This window comes from Streptomyces sp. NPDC004561 (genome assembly GCF_053602155.1).
In genome coordinates this window covers 15,773-29,288 of the sequence record NZ_JBSGDB010000053.1, presented here as the reverse complement: position 1 = coordinate 29,288, position 13,516 = coordinate 15,773, and the positions used below count along the sequence as shown (strand labels likewise).

General features: G+C 73.5%; 13 protein-coding genes. 2 read left to right on the top strand and 11 right to left on the bottom strand.

Annotation, left to right across the window (positions count from 1 at the left end; genetic code table 11):
* Positions 1 to 128: 128 nt before the first annotated feature.
* Genes ACWEN3_RS10420 through ACWEN3_RS10375 form a run of 10 tightly spaced genes read right to left on the bottom strand, consistent with a single transcriptional unit; the run spans position 129 to position 10,919 of the window.
* Complete coding sequence (locus ACWEN3_RS10420; protein WP_452968177.1) at positions 129 to 1,385, bottom strand: ATP-grasp domain-containing protein; 1,257 nt, start codon at positions 1,383 to 1,385, stop codon at positions 129 to 131.
* Between the two features lie 44 nt (positions 1,386 to 1,429).
* On the bottom strand, positions 1,430 to 2,839 hold the full coding sequence (locus ACWEN3_RS10415) for a hypothetical protein (RefSeq protein ID WP_452968174.1): 1,410 nt from the start codon (positions 2,837 to 2,839) through the stop codon (positions 1,430 to 1,432).
* Between the two features lie 45 nt (positions 2,840 to 2,884).
* Positions 2,885 to 4,024, bottom strand: a complete 1,140-nt coding sequence (locus ACWEN3_RS10410) for a phosphonoacetaldehyde reductase (RefSeq protein ID WP_452968171.1) — start codon at positions 4,022 to 4,024, stop codon at positions 2,885 to 2,887.
* Positions 4,021 to 5,130: a phosphonopyruvate decarboxylase gene (aepY, locus tag ACWEN3_RS10405; protein ID WP_452968168.1), complete on the bottom strand. Its 1,110-nt coding sequence runs from the start codon at positions 5,128 to 5,130 to the stop codon at positions 4,021 to 4,023. The genes ACWEN3_RS10410 and aepY overlap by 4 nt, the downstream gene beginning before the upstream one ends.
* The gene (locus tag ACWEN3_RS10400) at positions 5,127 to 5,990 is read right to left on the bottom strand and encodes an isocitrate lyase/phosphoenolpyruvate mutase family protein (protein WP_452968166.1); all 864 of its coding nucleotides are present in this window, start codon (positions 5,988 to 5,990) and stop codon (positions 5,127 to 5,129) included. The genes aepY and ACWEN3_RS10400 overlap by 4 nt, the downstream gene beginning before the upstream one ends.
* Entirely contained in the window at positions 5,987 to 7,132 is a 1,146-nt protein-coding gene (locus ACWEN3_RS10395; protein ID WP_452968163.1) for an SIS domain-containing protein, read from the bottom strand. The genes ACWEN3_RS10400 and ACWEN3_RS10395 overlap by 4 nt, the downstream gene beginning before the upstream one ends.
* Positions 7,129 to 7,563, bottom strand: a complete 435-nt coding sequence (locus ACWEN3_RS10390; RefSeq protein WP_452968162.1) for a GNAT family N-acetyltransferase — start codon at positions 7,561 to 7,563, stop codon at positions 7,129 to 7,131. The genes ACWEN3_RS10395 and ACWEN3_RS10390 overlap by 4 nt, the downstream gene beginning before the upstream one ends.
* Positions 7,560 to 8,801, bottom strand: a complete 1,242-nt coding sequence (locus ACWEN3_RS10385) for a glycosyltransferase family 4 protein (protein WP_452968159.1) — start codon at positions 8,799 to 8,801, stop codon at positions 7,560 to 7,562. The genes ACWEN3_RS10390 and ACWEN3_RS10385 overlap by 4 nt, the downstream gene beginning before the upstream one ends.
* Entirely contained in the window at positions 8,801 to 9,496 is a 696-nt protein-coding gene (locus tag ACWEN3_RS10380) for a TauD/TfdA family dioxygenase (protein ID WP_452968156.1), read from the bottom strand. The genes ACWEN3_RS10385 and ACWEN3_RS10380 overlap by 1 nt, the downstream gene beginning before the upstream one ends.
* Before the next feature lie 46 nt (positions 9,497 to 9,542).
* Positions 9,543 to 10,919: an aspartate aminotransferase family protein gene (locus tag ACWEN3_RS10375; protein ID WP_452968154.1), complete on the bottom strand. Its 1,377-nt coding sequence runs from the start codon at positions 10,917 to 10,919 to the stop codon at positions 9,543 to 9,545.
* Between the two features lie 385 nt (positions 10,920 to 11,304).
* Between ACWEN3_RS10375 and ACWEN3_RS10370 the strand changes: the two genes are divergently transcribed.
* Together ACWEN3_RS10370 and ACWEN3_RS10365 are read left to right on the top strand one after the other, a co-directional pair.
* Positions 11,305 to 11,859 carry a hypothetical protein gene (locus ACWEN3_RS10370; RefSeq protein ID WP_452968152.1) on the top strand — a complete coding sequence of 185 codons (555 nt, stop codon included), beginning with the start codon at positions 11,305 to 11,307 and terminating at the stop codon, positions 11,857 to 11,859.
* Between the two features lie 153 nt (positions 11,860 to 12,012).
* On the top strand, positions 12,013 to 12,657 hold the full coding sequence (locus ACWEN3_RS10365) for a class F sortase (protein WP_452968149.1): 645 nt from the start codon (positions 12,013 to 12,015) through the stop codon (positions 12,655 to 12,657).
* A gap of 33 nt (positions 12,658 to 12,690) precedes the next feature.
* Here ACWEN3_RS10365 and ACWEN3_RS10360 read toward each other — a convergent pair whose 3' ends face one another.
* Positions 12,691 to 13,473 carry a sulfite exporter TauE/SafE family protein gene (locus tag ACWEN3_RS10360; protein WP_452968147.1) on the bottom strand — a complete coding sequence of 261 codons (783 nt, stop codon included), beginning with the start codon at positions 13,471 to 13,473 and terminating at the stop codon, positions 12,691 to 12,693.
* Between the last annotated feature and the right edge of the window lie 43 nt (positions 13,474 to 13,516).

The window sequence follows — 13,516 nt, the reverse complement described above, 5'->3', positions numbered from 1 at the left end:
GGGCCGCCAGCCCACCAGGAGCACCCGCGGTTGCCCACCCGGCACGGCCGGCGGGCCGGCCGGGATCTCGCTCGGATTCACTGTCACCTCTGATCTGGTCCCGCCGGTGGCGGGTTCTGGGCCGCGGGTCATACGGGCTGGGGGGACGTGGTGGTCACGGCGGTCGCGAACCACGCGGCCAGTGCGCGCAGCCGGGCCTCGGTCTCGGCGGCGTCGGCGCCCCGGACGACGGCGCGTGCGGCCCGCTGGGAGGTGGCGCAGACCTCGCGTGCCACCTGGCCCGCCACGAGGTCGACCTCGGTGGCCACCACGCCGGGACGCGCCAGCAGTTCCTCCCGGGCGGGCACGTGCCGCACGTGGCCGGCGGGGGCCATGAGGTGGATGAACCCGTGGCTGCCGCCGGACGCGCCGGCCGCCGGCCCGGAGTCCGCGAGCGCCGAGGGCAGCGAGAGCACGCTGCGCGCCCACTCGTCGTGCAGGTCGATGCCGAACTGGCGGTCCAGCATCGCGGCGATCTTGCCGCCGCCGACCCGCCCCGCGCACTCGCTGAACACGAGTCCGCCGTCGGCCTGGTGGAACATCTCCAGGTGGAACACGCCGTCGCGGTGGTCCAGCGCGTCCAGCACGGCGCCGGTGAGCCGGTGCGCGGCCGCGTACAGGCCGGCGTGGCCGGCCGGGTCGAGCGTGAACGAGCCGACGAGCGCCCCGGTCTGGAACTCGATCAGGTTGTGCAGGTACCGGCTGACACCGAGGCCGAGGACCCGGCCGTCCCGGACCACCCCGTCGACATGCAGTTCCGTGCCGCTGACGAAACGTTCCACCAGCCACAGTCCGTCGCCTGCGGTACCCGGCGACGCCACCAGCTCCGTGAGGGCGGCGGCGGTGTCGACGCGGTGCGTGTCCATGGTCCCGGCGCCGGCCAGCGGCTTGACCACACAGGGGAAGCCGTCGGACCGGCCGACCGCGGCCGCCAGGCCCTCGACGACCCGGCAGTCGGTCACCGGCAGCCCGGCCTCCTGGACGCGTCGCTTCTGCACGTACTTGTCGCGCAGCGCCACCGCCGTGCCGAGCGGCAGGACCGCCCGGCCGGCCAGCTCCCCGAGGGCGCTCGCCGTGACCATCTCGAACTCGCCCGCGCTGCACACGACGTCGAACGAGGAGGGCGTGAGCCGGGCGCGGTCGAGGCCCGCCAGGACGCTCTCCAGGTCAGCGGGGTCCGCGACCGGGACGACCCGCCGCACGGCGGGGTGCGCCCGGGCCGCGGCCAGGTCGCCCGGTGCCGCCGCGCAGGTGACCTCCGCGCCGTGCGCGTGCAGCGCGGTAGCGGCGGCGTCCGGTTTCCAGCCGATGGTCAGCACCCGCACCGGGTGGGAGGCAGAGGGCATGGGACAACCTCGTGGGTAGGAAGTGGCGGTGTCGTACGGGGGGTTCAGCGGCCGGCGGCGGACCCGCGCGCCTCGTACCACTGGCGGTCCTCGTTCAGGTACCGGCGCAGGCTGCCGGGGTACATGGCGCCGAGCGCGGCCCGGCCCTCCGTCGTGACGCGTCCGCCGATGCGCAGCGCGTGGACGCGTCCCGGCGCGCCCTGGGGGTCGCGCTGGGTGAAGGCGGTCCGGACGAACGGGGTGACATAGGCCGAGTCGCCCGGCTCCAGCACCGTCTCGAACGCCTCGTCGCGGTACCGCCAGGTCATCCGGACGGGACCGGCGCCGACGTTGTACAGGTACTGGTGCTGGTACGTGCGCAGGGGCTCCGGCGCCGGCCCGGCGCCCGGGGTGATCTCCAGGGCCCGGGAGTGCGGGTGCAGCCTGCTGCCGGCGAGTTCCCTGATCCGGTACGACTCGCGCGCGCCGCTCGGGTACGACCACTCCCGGGAGCCCTCGGCCGGGCGGTACCGGACGCCGTCGCGGGTGTCGTCGACGACCGGCAGCAGATCACGCGGCGAGACGCCGAGGGCCGCGGCCATCGCCTCGGTCTCCCGCCCGCTCGGCAGGTCACGCCCGGCCAGGAGGTCCTGCACGCGGGCCGCGTCGAGGCCGGCGTCGGCGGCGAGCCGGTCGGCCGGGAGCGCCGCCGCGTCGAGGACGGACGCGAGGAGCGCGGCGTGCGCGGCCCGGGGGTCCGCCGCGTCGAACGCGAACCGCTCCGCCGCCTCGGTGCCGAGCGCCGACAGTTCGTGCTGGGCGTCGCCCATCAGCTCGCCGCCGTAGGTCAGGGCGAGGATGTAGGCGTCCTGGCCGGCGTCGCGCGAGGTGAAGGTGTGCGGGGAGAAGGGCAGGCCCCAGATCGAGTCGCCGGTGTTCATGCGCAGGACGTGATCCCGGCCGGCCCAGCGGTAGTAGTAGTTGACGGGGCCGACGAAGTACGTGAACTGGTACAGCAGATGACCGTTGTTCCAGTGCACGTTCGGGTGGCGCGGGTCGTCGTCGTCCACCACCGAGAGCATTTTGATCCACTCGGGGCGGAAGGACGCGAGCCGGGACATGGCGGTGTCCCGGTACTCGTAGTAGTCGATGCCGCCGCGCTGGAAGATCCGGGCGGAGGCGACCGAGTCCTCGGCGCGGTGGACGCGGACGCCGTCGGGGCAGTCGTTGCGGAGCGGGATCAGGTCGCGCTCGTTGAGCGGCCACACGGCCGCCGCCCGGTGCGCGAGGTCCACGGAGAACGGGCGCCGGCCCTCGACCTGGTCGAGATAGGCGTCCACGGGCAGGCCGAGGTCCGCGGCGGCCGCCTCGGTGTTGCGTTTCAGGTCGTTGGCGGCGCCGCGGAGCAGGGCGCCGGCGCGGGCGCGGAAGCCCTCCTCGTCGACGGGCTGCGGCTCGGGGTGGGGGGTGGCCACGGGATCTCCTTTCTGCGGGATGGTCGGGTGCGCTGCCTGAGCGCGCTACAGGGCGTGTGCCAGGGCGTCCCGGACCGCGTCCGGGTCGAGGGCGACCGGGTTGTTGCGCGCGCGGGCGCCGGCGGCGAGGCCGGCCCGGACGAGCGAGTCGAGGTCGGCGGCCGTCACCCCGTGGTCGCGCAGCCGGGGGGACCAGCCGTGCCGCCGCAGCAGTTCGGTGAACATCTCGCCGGCGGCGCGGTGTTCGACGTCGAGCAGCCGTGCCAGCTCGGCGATCTCCGGTCCCCCGCCGGCCGTGCCCGCCCGGTCCCGGTTGTGGTCGAAGAGCCAGCGCAGCTGGAGCAGGCAGGCGACGCCGTGCGGGACGCCGTGGCGGATCGTCAGCTCGTAGGCGAAGGCGTGCGCCGCGGTGGTGCGCGTGAGGTCGATGGCCTGGCCCGCGCGCAGCGCGCCCAGCGCCAGCCGCTCGCGCTCTCCGGGAGAGGGATCGGTCAGGTCGCCGCGCACCAGCGGGATCAGGATCTCCAGCGCCTCGCGGGCCAGGCCGCGGGAGGCGCCGGTGGCCCGCCGGCTCCAGTACGACTCGATCGCGTGGCTGAGCGCGTCGAACGCGCAGCTGGTGGTGACCGCCGGCGGGCAGGACGCGGCCAGCTCGGGGTCGACGACCGCCGCCGTGGCCCGTACCCGGGGGTGGTCCAGGGAGTGCTTGCGTCCGCCGGCGTAGACGGTGGCGAAGGTGGTGGCCTCGCTGCCGCTGCCGGCGGTGGTGGGGACCAGCACCAGCGGCACCGGCGCCCCAGCCGGTCCGGCGGGGGCGCCGCGCAGGGCGGCCAGGGCGCCCGGCTCGTCGGCCGGGAGCACCCGTACCGCCTTGGCGACGTCCATCGCGCTGCCGCCGCCGATGCCGAGCACCAGGTCCGGCTGCCACTCGTCGCGCAGACGGCATCCGGCGAGGACGTCCGTCAGGCGCGGGTTCGGGGTGAAGGCGGGGAACGGCAGCCAGGCCACGCCGTCGAGCAGGACGTCCGCCCGGACCGAGCGCAGCGCCCGGGGCGTGGCGACGACCAGGACGCGGCGCGCGCCGTAGCCGTCCAGCACCGCGCCCAGGCGGCCGATCGCCCCTCGGCCCAGGTGCAGCGCGGTCGTGTCCGGGGCCTCGGTGGCGATCGGTCCGGGCCCGATCACCGGGCGGCGCCGTTCAGCGCGCCGGCGAACCGCCGGAAGATCTCGGGCGCGCCGACCGCGGAGGTGGCCCGGGGCGGGGCGGCGCCCCGGTTGGGGCCGACGGTGGCCACGACGAAGTGCGGCCCGGGGCGTTCCAGGGCGGCGGCGAGGGCCGTGTCGACCTCGTCCGCGGTGCGGCAGTGGGCCGCCGTGGTGTAGCCGCAGGCGCGGGCGACCCCGGCGAAGTCGGTGGTGCCCGAGGTGGTCAGCTGGCAGCCGGTGGACTCGTAGGCCCGGTTGTCGAAGACGAGGTGGATCAGCGGGGTGGGGGCGGCGGCTCCCACCATCGACATCGACCCCATGTGCATGAGGGCCGCGCCGTCCCCGTCGAGGACCACGACGGGCCCCGCGGCGGGCCGGCCCTGCGCCACGCCGAGCCCGAAGGCGAGGGCGTGGCCCATCGAGCCCTGCATGTAGAAGTGGGTGTCGGCGTCGCCGGCCGCGAAGAGGTCGCGGGAGGTGTAGCCGGTCGTGGCGACCAGCGGCAGCCCCTTGAGCCGTGGCAGGACCCGGCGCAGCACCTCGCTCCTGGTGGGCAGGGTGTCGTCGGCGGCCGCCGCCTCGCCGGGTTCCGCGCCGATCGCGCCGCGCTGGACCAGTACGAACGCGGGCCGGCCCCGGTCGACGGCGTCGAGCGAGGCGGCGAGGACCTCCTTGAGGCTGGTCTCGTCGCCCGTCAGCACCCGGTGCCGCACGCCGAGCGTGGCCAGGATGGGCAGCGTCGTCGCGCCCATGACCTCGTGCTGCGGCTCGTCGCCGGCCGGGTCGGGCCAGCCCCGCAGGCTCATGAAGACCAGGGTCGGAATCCGGTACGTCATGCTCAGCGAGGTCAGCGGGTTGATCTGGTTGCCGAGGCCCGAGTTCTGGGCGACGACGGCGGTCCGGCGGCCGGCGGCCGCGGCACCGGCGGCCAGGGCCAGCGCGGAGCCCTCGTTGGGCGCGGGGACGTAGCGGCCCTCGCGGGTGAGCCGGGTGATCGGTCCGGAGAAGAAGGAGCAGGGGACTCCGGTGACGAAGTCGATGCCGTGCTCGTGCAGTTCGTCGCAGAAGCGCTGGGCGGTGATCACGCGCCTATCGCCGTCCACTCGTCCAGCCGCTGCAGCGAGAAGATGTCCTTGACCGGCACCACCTCGTCCTCGATCGGCTTCGAACTGCCGTACTGGTAGATGGTGTTGAAGGTGTCGCGCAGGGCGGTGACGGTGGCCCGCATGCCCTGGTTGGCGTAGATGACGACGGAGACGCCCGCGGCGGCCGCGTCGTCCACGGTCCAGTCCGGGTAGGTGGTCGGCACGATCACGACCGGCACCCGCCCGTCCCACCGCTCCAGGAAGTCCAGCACCTGGCCGTTGGTCGGCTGCTTGGAGTGCACCAGTACGGCGTCGGCGCCGGCGTCGGCGTAGGCGGTGCACCGGGTCACCGCCTCGTCGACCCCGAGGCCGCTGATCAGGGCCTCGGTGCGGGCGATGACGAAGAAGTCCTCGGTGCTCTGCGCCTTCTTGGCGGCTTCGAGCTTGCCGGTGAAGTCGCCGACGGCCAGCAGGTCGTGGGCCGCCTCCGCGAAGCTGTTCATCTTCGGGAAGAGCTTGTCCTCCATGCAGACGGCGGTGATCCCGGCGGCCTCGTACTCGTGCACCATGTGCACGACGTTCAGCGTGTTGCCGTAGCCGGTGTCGCAGTCGGCCACCACCGGGATGCCGATGGCGCTCTGCATGTGCGCGGCGGCCTGGAGGTACTCGGTCATGCTGAGCAGGCTCGCGTCGGGCAGGCAGCGCGCGGCGGACACCTCCAGGCTGGAGGACCACACGGCCTGGAAGCCGGCCTGCTCGGCGAGTTTGGCGCCGAGCGCGTCATGGGCGCCGGCGACCCGCACCGGGGCGTTCTGGGAGAGGACGGTGCGGAACGAGGGGTAGGTCCTGCGCCTTATCACTCTTGTCCTGCTTTCTGGGGTTGCCGGGCCTGCTCGCCGGGCCCGGGGCGGTAGCCCCCGACCAGTCGGTTCAGCCGTGAGATCAAGGGAATGTCCGAGGGGTCCACGCCGGACAGCGCCGCCGCGTACACGCTCACGAAGTCGGCGAGCAGCACGAGGGAGAGGACCCGCTGAATGCGCGTCGCGCCCCGGGCGGGGATCCAGTGGGCGGCCGCTCCGGTGCCCGCGACGAGCTGGGCCGTCAGCTCCAGCCGGTGCAGCGCACGCGGGTGCTGGTCCGCGGGGTCCGCGAGGAAGACGGCCGACCAGCGGGCCGGGTCCAGATGGTCCCAGACGCACAGCTCGTGGTGGTCGGCCTCCAGGACCTCCGAGGCGAAGGCGGCCTGTTTGCCCGTCTCGTTGAGCTGGGTCTTCCAGCGGTGCGCGACCGCGGCGGTGGGGCCGGTGCCGTAGACGAGCGCCGTGGTGCCCGTCAGGTCGCGGGCGAGCTTCTTGGCCAGGGAGTCGGGCGGCGACTGCGGGCCCCACTCCTCGACCAGCTCCTGGAGGAAGTCGGCGGCGTCGGCGATCTCCTCACGCAGGTCAGGGCCGGCGCCGGCCGCGGCGGCGCAGGCGAGCGCGGTCACGATCGCGTACGACGTCACCGCCCGCGGCTGGTACCCGGCGGGCACCCGCACCAAAGGTGTCCCCCGCCCGGCCGCGAGTTCGGCGAGCCGTCCGCCGCCGGTCAGGGCGACGACGGCCGCGCCGGCCTCCCGCGCGGCCGTGAAGTACTCCAGGGTGATGTCCGTGTTGCCGGAGTAGCTGGGGCACAGGACGAGGGTGTTGCCGTCGAGCCAGGGCCACGGACGGTAGTCGCGGACCGTGTGGACCGGCCGCCGGGCGCGCGGCCCGAGCACGGCCGAGGTCACGTCTCCGGCGAGACCGGAGCCGCCGACCCCGCACACCACGAGTCCGCCCGGGAAGTCGCCCCGGGGCAGCTCCACTTCGCGCAGGAGGTCCAGCGCGTCGCGGAGGTGGGCGGGCTGGGCGACGACGTCGTCGATCATCCGCCGGGGGTCGGCCTGCTCCACGGCGGGGCGGGCCAACGGGTCGGCCGGGGCCGGCTCTCGCTGTCCTTCGGGACGCACGGCGGGCTTCACGGCCGGCTCTCCGTCGCCGGCGCGGCCTGCCGTACGTACCGGTGGCTCGCCGGGTCGGGGCGGAAGCCCGCCTTCTCCCAGAGCCGGTGGGCCTCGGGCGAGCCGTCGGCCAGGGCGCTGATCCGCTCGGCGCCGAGCTGCCGCAGCCATGACGTGCCGGCCGCGATCAGCTCCTGTCCGACGTCCTCGCGCTCCTGCCACCGGGGGTGGAGCACGACGCGGTAGAAGGTCGCGCGCCAGCCGTCCCAGGCGGGGAGTGCCGAGCCGACCGGGGTGTCGCCGTCGAACGCGGCGAACAGGGCCGCGTGGGGGTGGTGGAGGAGCGCGGTCAGGCTCTCGGCGTTGTCGGTCTCGCTCGGGCGGTGCCCGGCCGCGCGCCACAGCTCCATGATGCCGGCGAGGTCCTCGGGACCCGCCCTGCGCACCGTCATGTCGTGCACTGCTCCGCCTCGTCCGTGTGGTGGGGGGTCGCGCCGCTCGGGGCGGGGGCGCCGGCGGCCCGGGTGTAGACGTCCAGCAGCCGGGCGGTGAGGGCCTGCCAGGTCTTGGCCGCCACCCGTGCGGGGCCCTGGGGCCCGCGCGCGGTCTTCCAGTCGTCGTGGACCGCCTCCCGCAGGAGCGCGGCGAGGGCGCGGGTGTCGCCCGTGGGGTACACGGCACCGGCCACGTCGGCGACGATGTCGGTCACCCCGCAGCGGTCGCTGGTCAGCACCGGGGTGCCGCAGGCGAGCGCTTCGATGGCGGTCATCGGGTAGGGGTCGTTCTCGCTCGGCAGCACCAGCAGATCGAGCGCGGCGAGCAGCCGGGCGATGCGGTCGGGGTCCCCGACGTGTCCCGCGAACACCGTGTCGGGCAGGGCCAGCCGGCGCGCGGCCTCCTTCGCCTCGTCCAGCGCGGGCCCGTCTCCGACCACCAGGGCCTGCGGGCGTTCGGCGGCCGGGAGCGCGGCGAGCGCGGCCAGCAGGTCCGGGACCCGCTTGTAGCGGACGTGCCGTCCCACGTAGGCCACGCAGGGGCGCCCGCCGGAGAGTCCGTACGACCGGAGGACCGCGTCGCGGTCGACGTCCCTCGGCCGGAAGACGTCCGGGTCGAAGCCGGGCGACACGATGTGGACGCGGTCCGGGGCACAGCCGGCCGCCTCGCTCATCAGGCCGCCGATGCCCGGGGTGATGGCGACGAGTCCGCGTGCGCCGCGCAGTCCGGCCCGCTGGTACGAACCGAACGCCGAACCGGAGTCTCGGAAGAACTCGCTTCCGTGCGAGACCACCACGTAGGGCAGTTCCGGGATCCGCGCGGCGGCGTACGCGATGAGGAAGGCGTGGTTCACGTGCAGGACGTCGGCGCCGAAGTCCTTCGCCAGGTCGCGCAGCGCGGTGGTCCACACGTCGAGGTAGACGGCGATGTCGTCGGCGGAGAGCTCCTCGTAGAGGAGGGAGCTGTCCCGGTGGCCGCTGAAGCTCGGGAACGGGAAGGGGAGGTTCCAGCGTCCGGGCCGGGCGGGGGTGCCGATGACCTCCTGCCGGAAGGGGAGTTCCTCGACGGTGCTGCCGGCCGGGCACAGGGTGGCCACCTCGTGTCCGAGGGCCAGCAGGCGTTCGGCGACCTTGCGGAGGTAGATGCCACTGCCCGACCCGTCCAGCGGGGTGTGGCTCGCGAGCAGGACGCGCATCAGGCCACCATGATCCGGGAGAGTTCCCGGTCGCCCGTGTAGGCGGTCCGGCCGTGGAACCAGGTGCGGTTGTCGAGGAGGTACCCCTCGCCGGGCCGCAGCGCGAACGTCGTCGCCACGGCCGCGAGCGCGGACCGGAACGCGGGCAGGGCCCGGACGGCGTCCCAGGAGAAGTGCACGAACCGGTCGAAGCGCAGCCGTACGTCCACGACTTCGCCGTCGGCGATCCCGAGGATGGGGCCGGTGTGCTCGTGGTCCCCGGTCCGGAAGATCGCCGCGTCCGGCGCGGTGACCGCCTCCAGGGCCGGCCGGTCGTGCTCCGTCAGATGGCGGGCGACGTCGGCGCCCCGGTAGAGCACGGTCTCCCCGCCCTCTCCGGAGGCCCGCTCGCACCGGAGGAACAGATAGCGCGGCGGTTCCCCGATCGCCGGCCGGTCGGTGTGGGCGAGCAGTTCGCCGGTGGTGAGTCCGACATCGGTCTTGCCCTCGGTCAGCCGGATCGGCGTGATGCCCCGGGCGTCGCTGTCCCGGTGCAGCATGACCTCGCCGACCGACTGCGCGGCCCGCAGCAGGGTCTCGTCGTCCGGGCAGGAGAACGTCAGCAGCCCGTCGCTCTCCTTGATGCGTTCTTCCAGTCCTTCGGGGCGGAGTTCACCGATGAAGTGCGGCAGCGCGTGGGGTGCCGTGAGCGTCATGCGTGGGTCCTTTGCGACAGCGGCGGTTGAGCGGATGCGGTGCGGCTCAGCCGCAGTGGGCGCGGAACAGCTGCTCCAGCCGGTCGCAGATCAGGTCGGCCTCGGCGAGCGTGAGGACCAGCGGGGGCTTGATCTTGAGGACGTTGCCCTTGCCGGACCGCGAGGGCCGGACGACCAGGCCGTGGTCCATGGCGCGCTCGGCCAGCAGGTTGGCCAGCTCGACGTTCGGGGCCTTGTCCGCCCCCACGATCTCGATGCCGATCATGAGGCCGACACCGCGTACGTCCCCGATGACCGGGAAACCCGCCTGAAGTTCCGTCAGCCGCTGCATGATGTGGGCGCCGGTGGCCCGCACGTTGGCGAGGAAGCCGGGGTCGTCGATCACGTCGAGGGTGGCCAGCGCGGCGGCCGACGCCATGAGGTTGGTGCCGTAGGTGAAGGAGTGCTCCGTCGGCGCCAGACCGCTCATCGGCTCGCTCGCCAGGATGGCCGCGACCTGCGCGCCGGAGCCGCCCAGCCCCTTGGCCAGGGTCATCGCGTCGGGCTCCACACCGAAGTGCTCGGCCGCGAACATGCGGCCGGTGCGGCCGATGCCGGTCTGGATCTCGTCAAGGATCAGCATGATGCCGTGCTCGTCGCACAGGCTGCGCAGCTGCTGGAAGTAGCCGGGGGGCGGCACGATGTTTCCGCCGTTTCCGGAAATCGCTTCCACGAGAATGGCCGCAACATTCCCGCTGCTGGCGAATTCGAGGAAATCATTGATGCGCTCGACGCAGAGCATGCGGCAGGAGCCGGGATCCTGGGCATAGAAACATCGGTAGCAATACGGGTCGGGAACCTGGAGGCCGCCCGGCATCAGCATCGGGAAGGGTTCTTTACGGAAAGCGTTTCCAGACAGACTGAGCATCCACATCGTCTGCCCGACATGGGCGCGGAACGTGGTGACGACATCACGCTTCCCGGTCGCGTGCTGCGCCATTTTGATGGCGCCCTCGTTCGCGGTGGATCCGCTGGAGACGTTGAGATGGGCCTTGGCGATCCGGGCCGGGGCGAGGTCCACCAGCCGCCGTGCCAGGCGGTTGACCTGGTCGGTCTGGAAGCGGGCCGCCGTGTCGATCAGCTGGTCCGCCTGCTTCTTCAGTGCCGCGACCACGGCCGGATGCTGGTAGCCGAGACTCATGTTGAAGGTCCCGGCACCGCAGTCCAGATAGGCCCGGCCGTCCGCGTCGTAGAGGTATACGCCCTCTCCCCGCACCATGCGGGTATCGGTCACCGGACTGTAGAGAGCACTGGGATCTGTTGTCGGCATTGAGGGCATGTGGGGTTCCCCTCGTCGTTTTTGACTGAGCCATGTGACGGCTTTTGCGCGCACCACACAGAGGATTGTTCCTCCGGCGTTCACAAGACCGATGATCTTGCGCAACTGCGCGTCACTATAGCTATGTTGATCTTGAGTAAGTCAAGAGACGAGAACCAGCCAAAGGCGGCCTGTCTCGTTTACGACGGCCGACCGGTCCGATTTCGGACTCGCCCTTGGTGAAGAAATTGGTTGAACGGCTGACGATCCATCAGGAGGGCGTGCCGCCGGTGGGTGGTGGGCCAATCGTGTGTACTTCGCACCCGGCGCCGCGCACGTCCATGACCTGCCGGAACCCGGCGCCGCTAGCCCTTGTGGGGGCCGCCCCCGCCACCCGTTCACCGCATTCCTGACGCGCCCTCAGGAAGCGGATCTTCCGGACTGCGTCTTACCTCGGAAGAGCAGGGGCGCGTCCCCTGATCGAGTCGGAACCCGAGCTCTGGGGAGCACCATGCGACGCACCGCCCGGCTGCTGACCGGTACCGCGCTCGCCGTGGCCGCGGCGGGCCTCGCCACGGCACCCGCCTACGCCGGCGGCGCGGCACCGGCGGCTGAGCTCCGTGGCGCTCAGGCCGGCAGCCTGGACGTGTACCCCTCCACCGTGACGCCGGACAGCCCGGTCACCGTGAACACCGCCGCGTGCGGGGACAAGGGCGCCGCCACCGGGGACGCGAGCGCGGTCGGCGCCGGCACCTTCACGCTGGCGCCCAGCGCACACGAGGGCGAGGCGATCGGCGGGTTCCGGGTGCCGGCGAGCGCGCAGCCGGGGACGTACGAGATCGTCGCGAAGTGCGCCGAGGGCGACCGGCAGGTGACGGGCGACCTGGTGGTCGCGTTGAGCACGGCGCACGACCAGGTGCAGCCGCGAGGAAGCGTGAAGACGGGGGTCGGCGGCGCACTCGGCCCCGACCCCGTGCAGACCACGGCGGGTGTGGCGGCTCTGGCCGTCGCCGCCGCGGGCGGTACCTGGCTCCTGCATCGCCGGGCGAGAGGCGACGGGATCTGACGGACACCCTCCGCTGTCCGTCGCCGGTACCGCACATCCCGCCCCCTCCGGGTCCGACGCCCCTCGCGACCCGGAGGGGGAAGGGGTCGGCCGCCCCAGGCCGGGGCCTGACCAGGCCGAGTTCGGGGGTTCGCCTCCGGGAGAGGGGTTCGTATGCGCAGGACGCGCACGCGTGCGGCCCGTACGCGCAGGCTCGGGGACACCGCGATAGCCGCCGTCACCGTCGTCGCCCTCGGTTCGGGCGTGTGGCTGCTGGGCTCGCAGACGCACACGCCCCCGCAGCCGACGGCCGCCGAGGGCCGCCCCGACCCGGGCGAGGAACGGCTCGCCGCACCCTCGCTGCCGCCCTCCCCTCCCCTGCGCATCCGGATCCCGTCGATCCGCGTGAACGCCCCCCTGATGGGCCTCGCCCTGACCCGCTCCGGCAGCCTCGACGTGCCGCCCGCCAAGGACAAGAACCTGGCCGGCTGGTACGAGGCCGGCACCACGCCCGGCGAGACGGGCACCGCGATCGTCGCCGGCCATGTCGACAACACCGAGGGCCCCGCCGTCTTCTACGACCTGGGCGCGCTGAAGCGGGGCACCCGCATCGAGATCGACCGCCGGGACGGCACGGTGGCCGAGTTCACCGTGGACGCGGTGGAGGTCTACTCGGCCCGCGACTTCCCCGACGAGAAGGTGTACGGCGCCGCCCACCGCCCCGAACTCCGCGTCATCACCTGCGGCGGCGGCTACTCGAAGGCCACCGGATACCAGGGCAACGTGGTCGTCTTCGCGCATCTGACGGGCAGCCGCTGAGACGGGCCGCCCGCTGACCGCGGTCCTCCACTCCTAGGCGAGCCACTGTTCGTAACCCAGGTTCGCCACCAGCGCGAGGACGACCGTCAGCAGCACCACCCGGACGAAGCCGCTGCCCTGCTTCAGCGCGGTCCGCGCGCCGAGGGTGCCGCCCGCGAGGTTGAAGACGGCCAGGAGGGCGGCGAGTTCCCACAGCACCGTGCCCTGCCAGGCGAACATCGCGAGGGCGCCGGCGTTGGTGCAGCAGTTGACGATCTTCGCGGTGGCGGAGGCGCGGACCAGGTCCAGCGGCAGCAGCGCGGTGAGCGCGAGGACCAGGAACGTGCCGGTGCCGGGCCCGATCAGGCCGTCGTAGAAGCCGATGCCCAGGCCGGCCAGCCCGATCGCGGCGAGCTTCTGGCGGCGGGTGGCCGGGCCCGCCGCGGGGGCCGTGCCGAAGGCGGGCCGCAGGATCACGAAGGCGGCGACCCCGAGCAGCACCACCATGATCACCGGCTTGAGGACCTCCGTGCTCATACCGGCCGCGAAGAAGGCGCCCGCCGAGGAGCCCGCGAGGGCGGCGAGCCCGATGCGTACGGCCGTGCCGACGTCCACCGGCGCCCTGCGGGCGTAGGTCACCGCGGCGCCGGTGGTGCCGACGATCGCGATCGCCTTGTTGGTGCCGAGGGCGCACGCGGCCGGGGTGGCCGCCGGCAGCCCGAGCAGCAGGGCCGGCAGGAGCAGCAGCCCGCCCCCGCCCACCACCGCGTCGATCCAGCCGGCCGCGAGGGCGGCCACGCACAGCAGGGCTACGACGGTCACGGGTATGTCGGGCATGGTCAGGACCCTAACCCGGGCCCGGCGCGCCCCGGCCGCACAG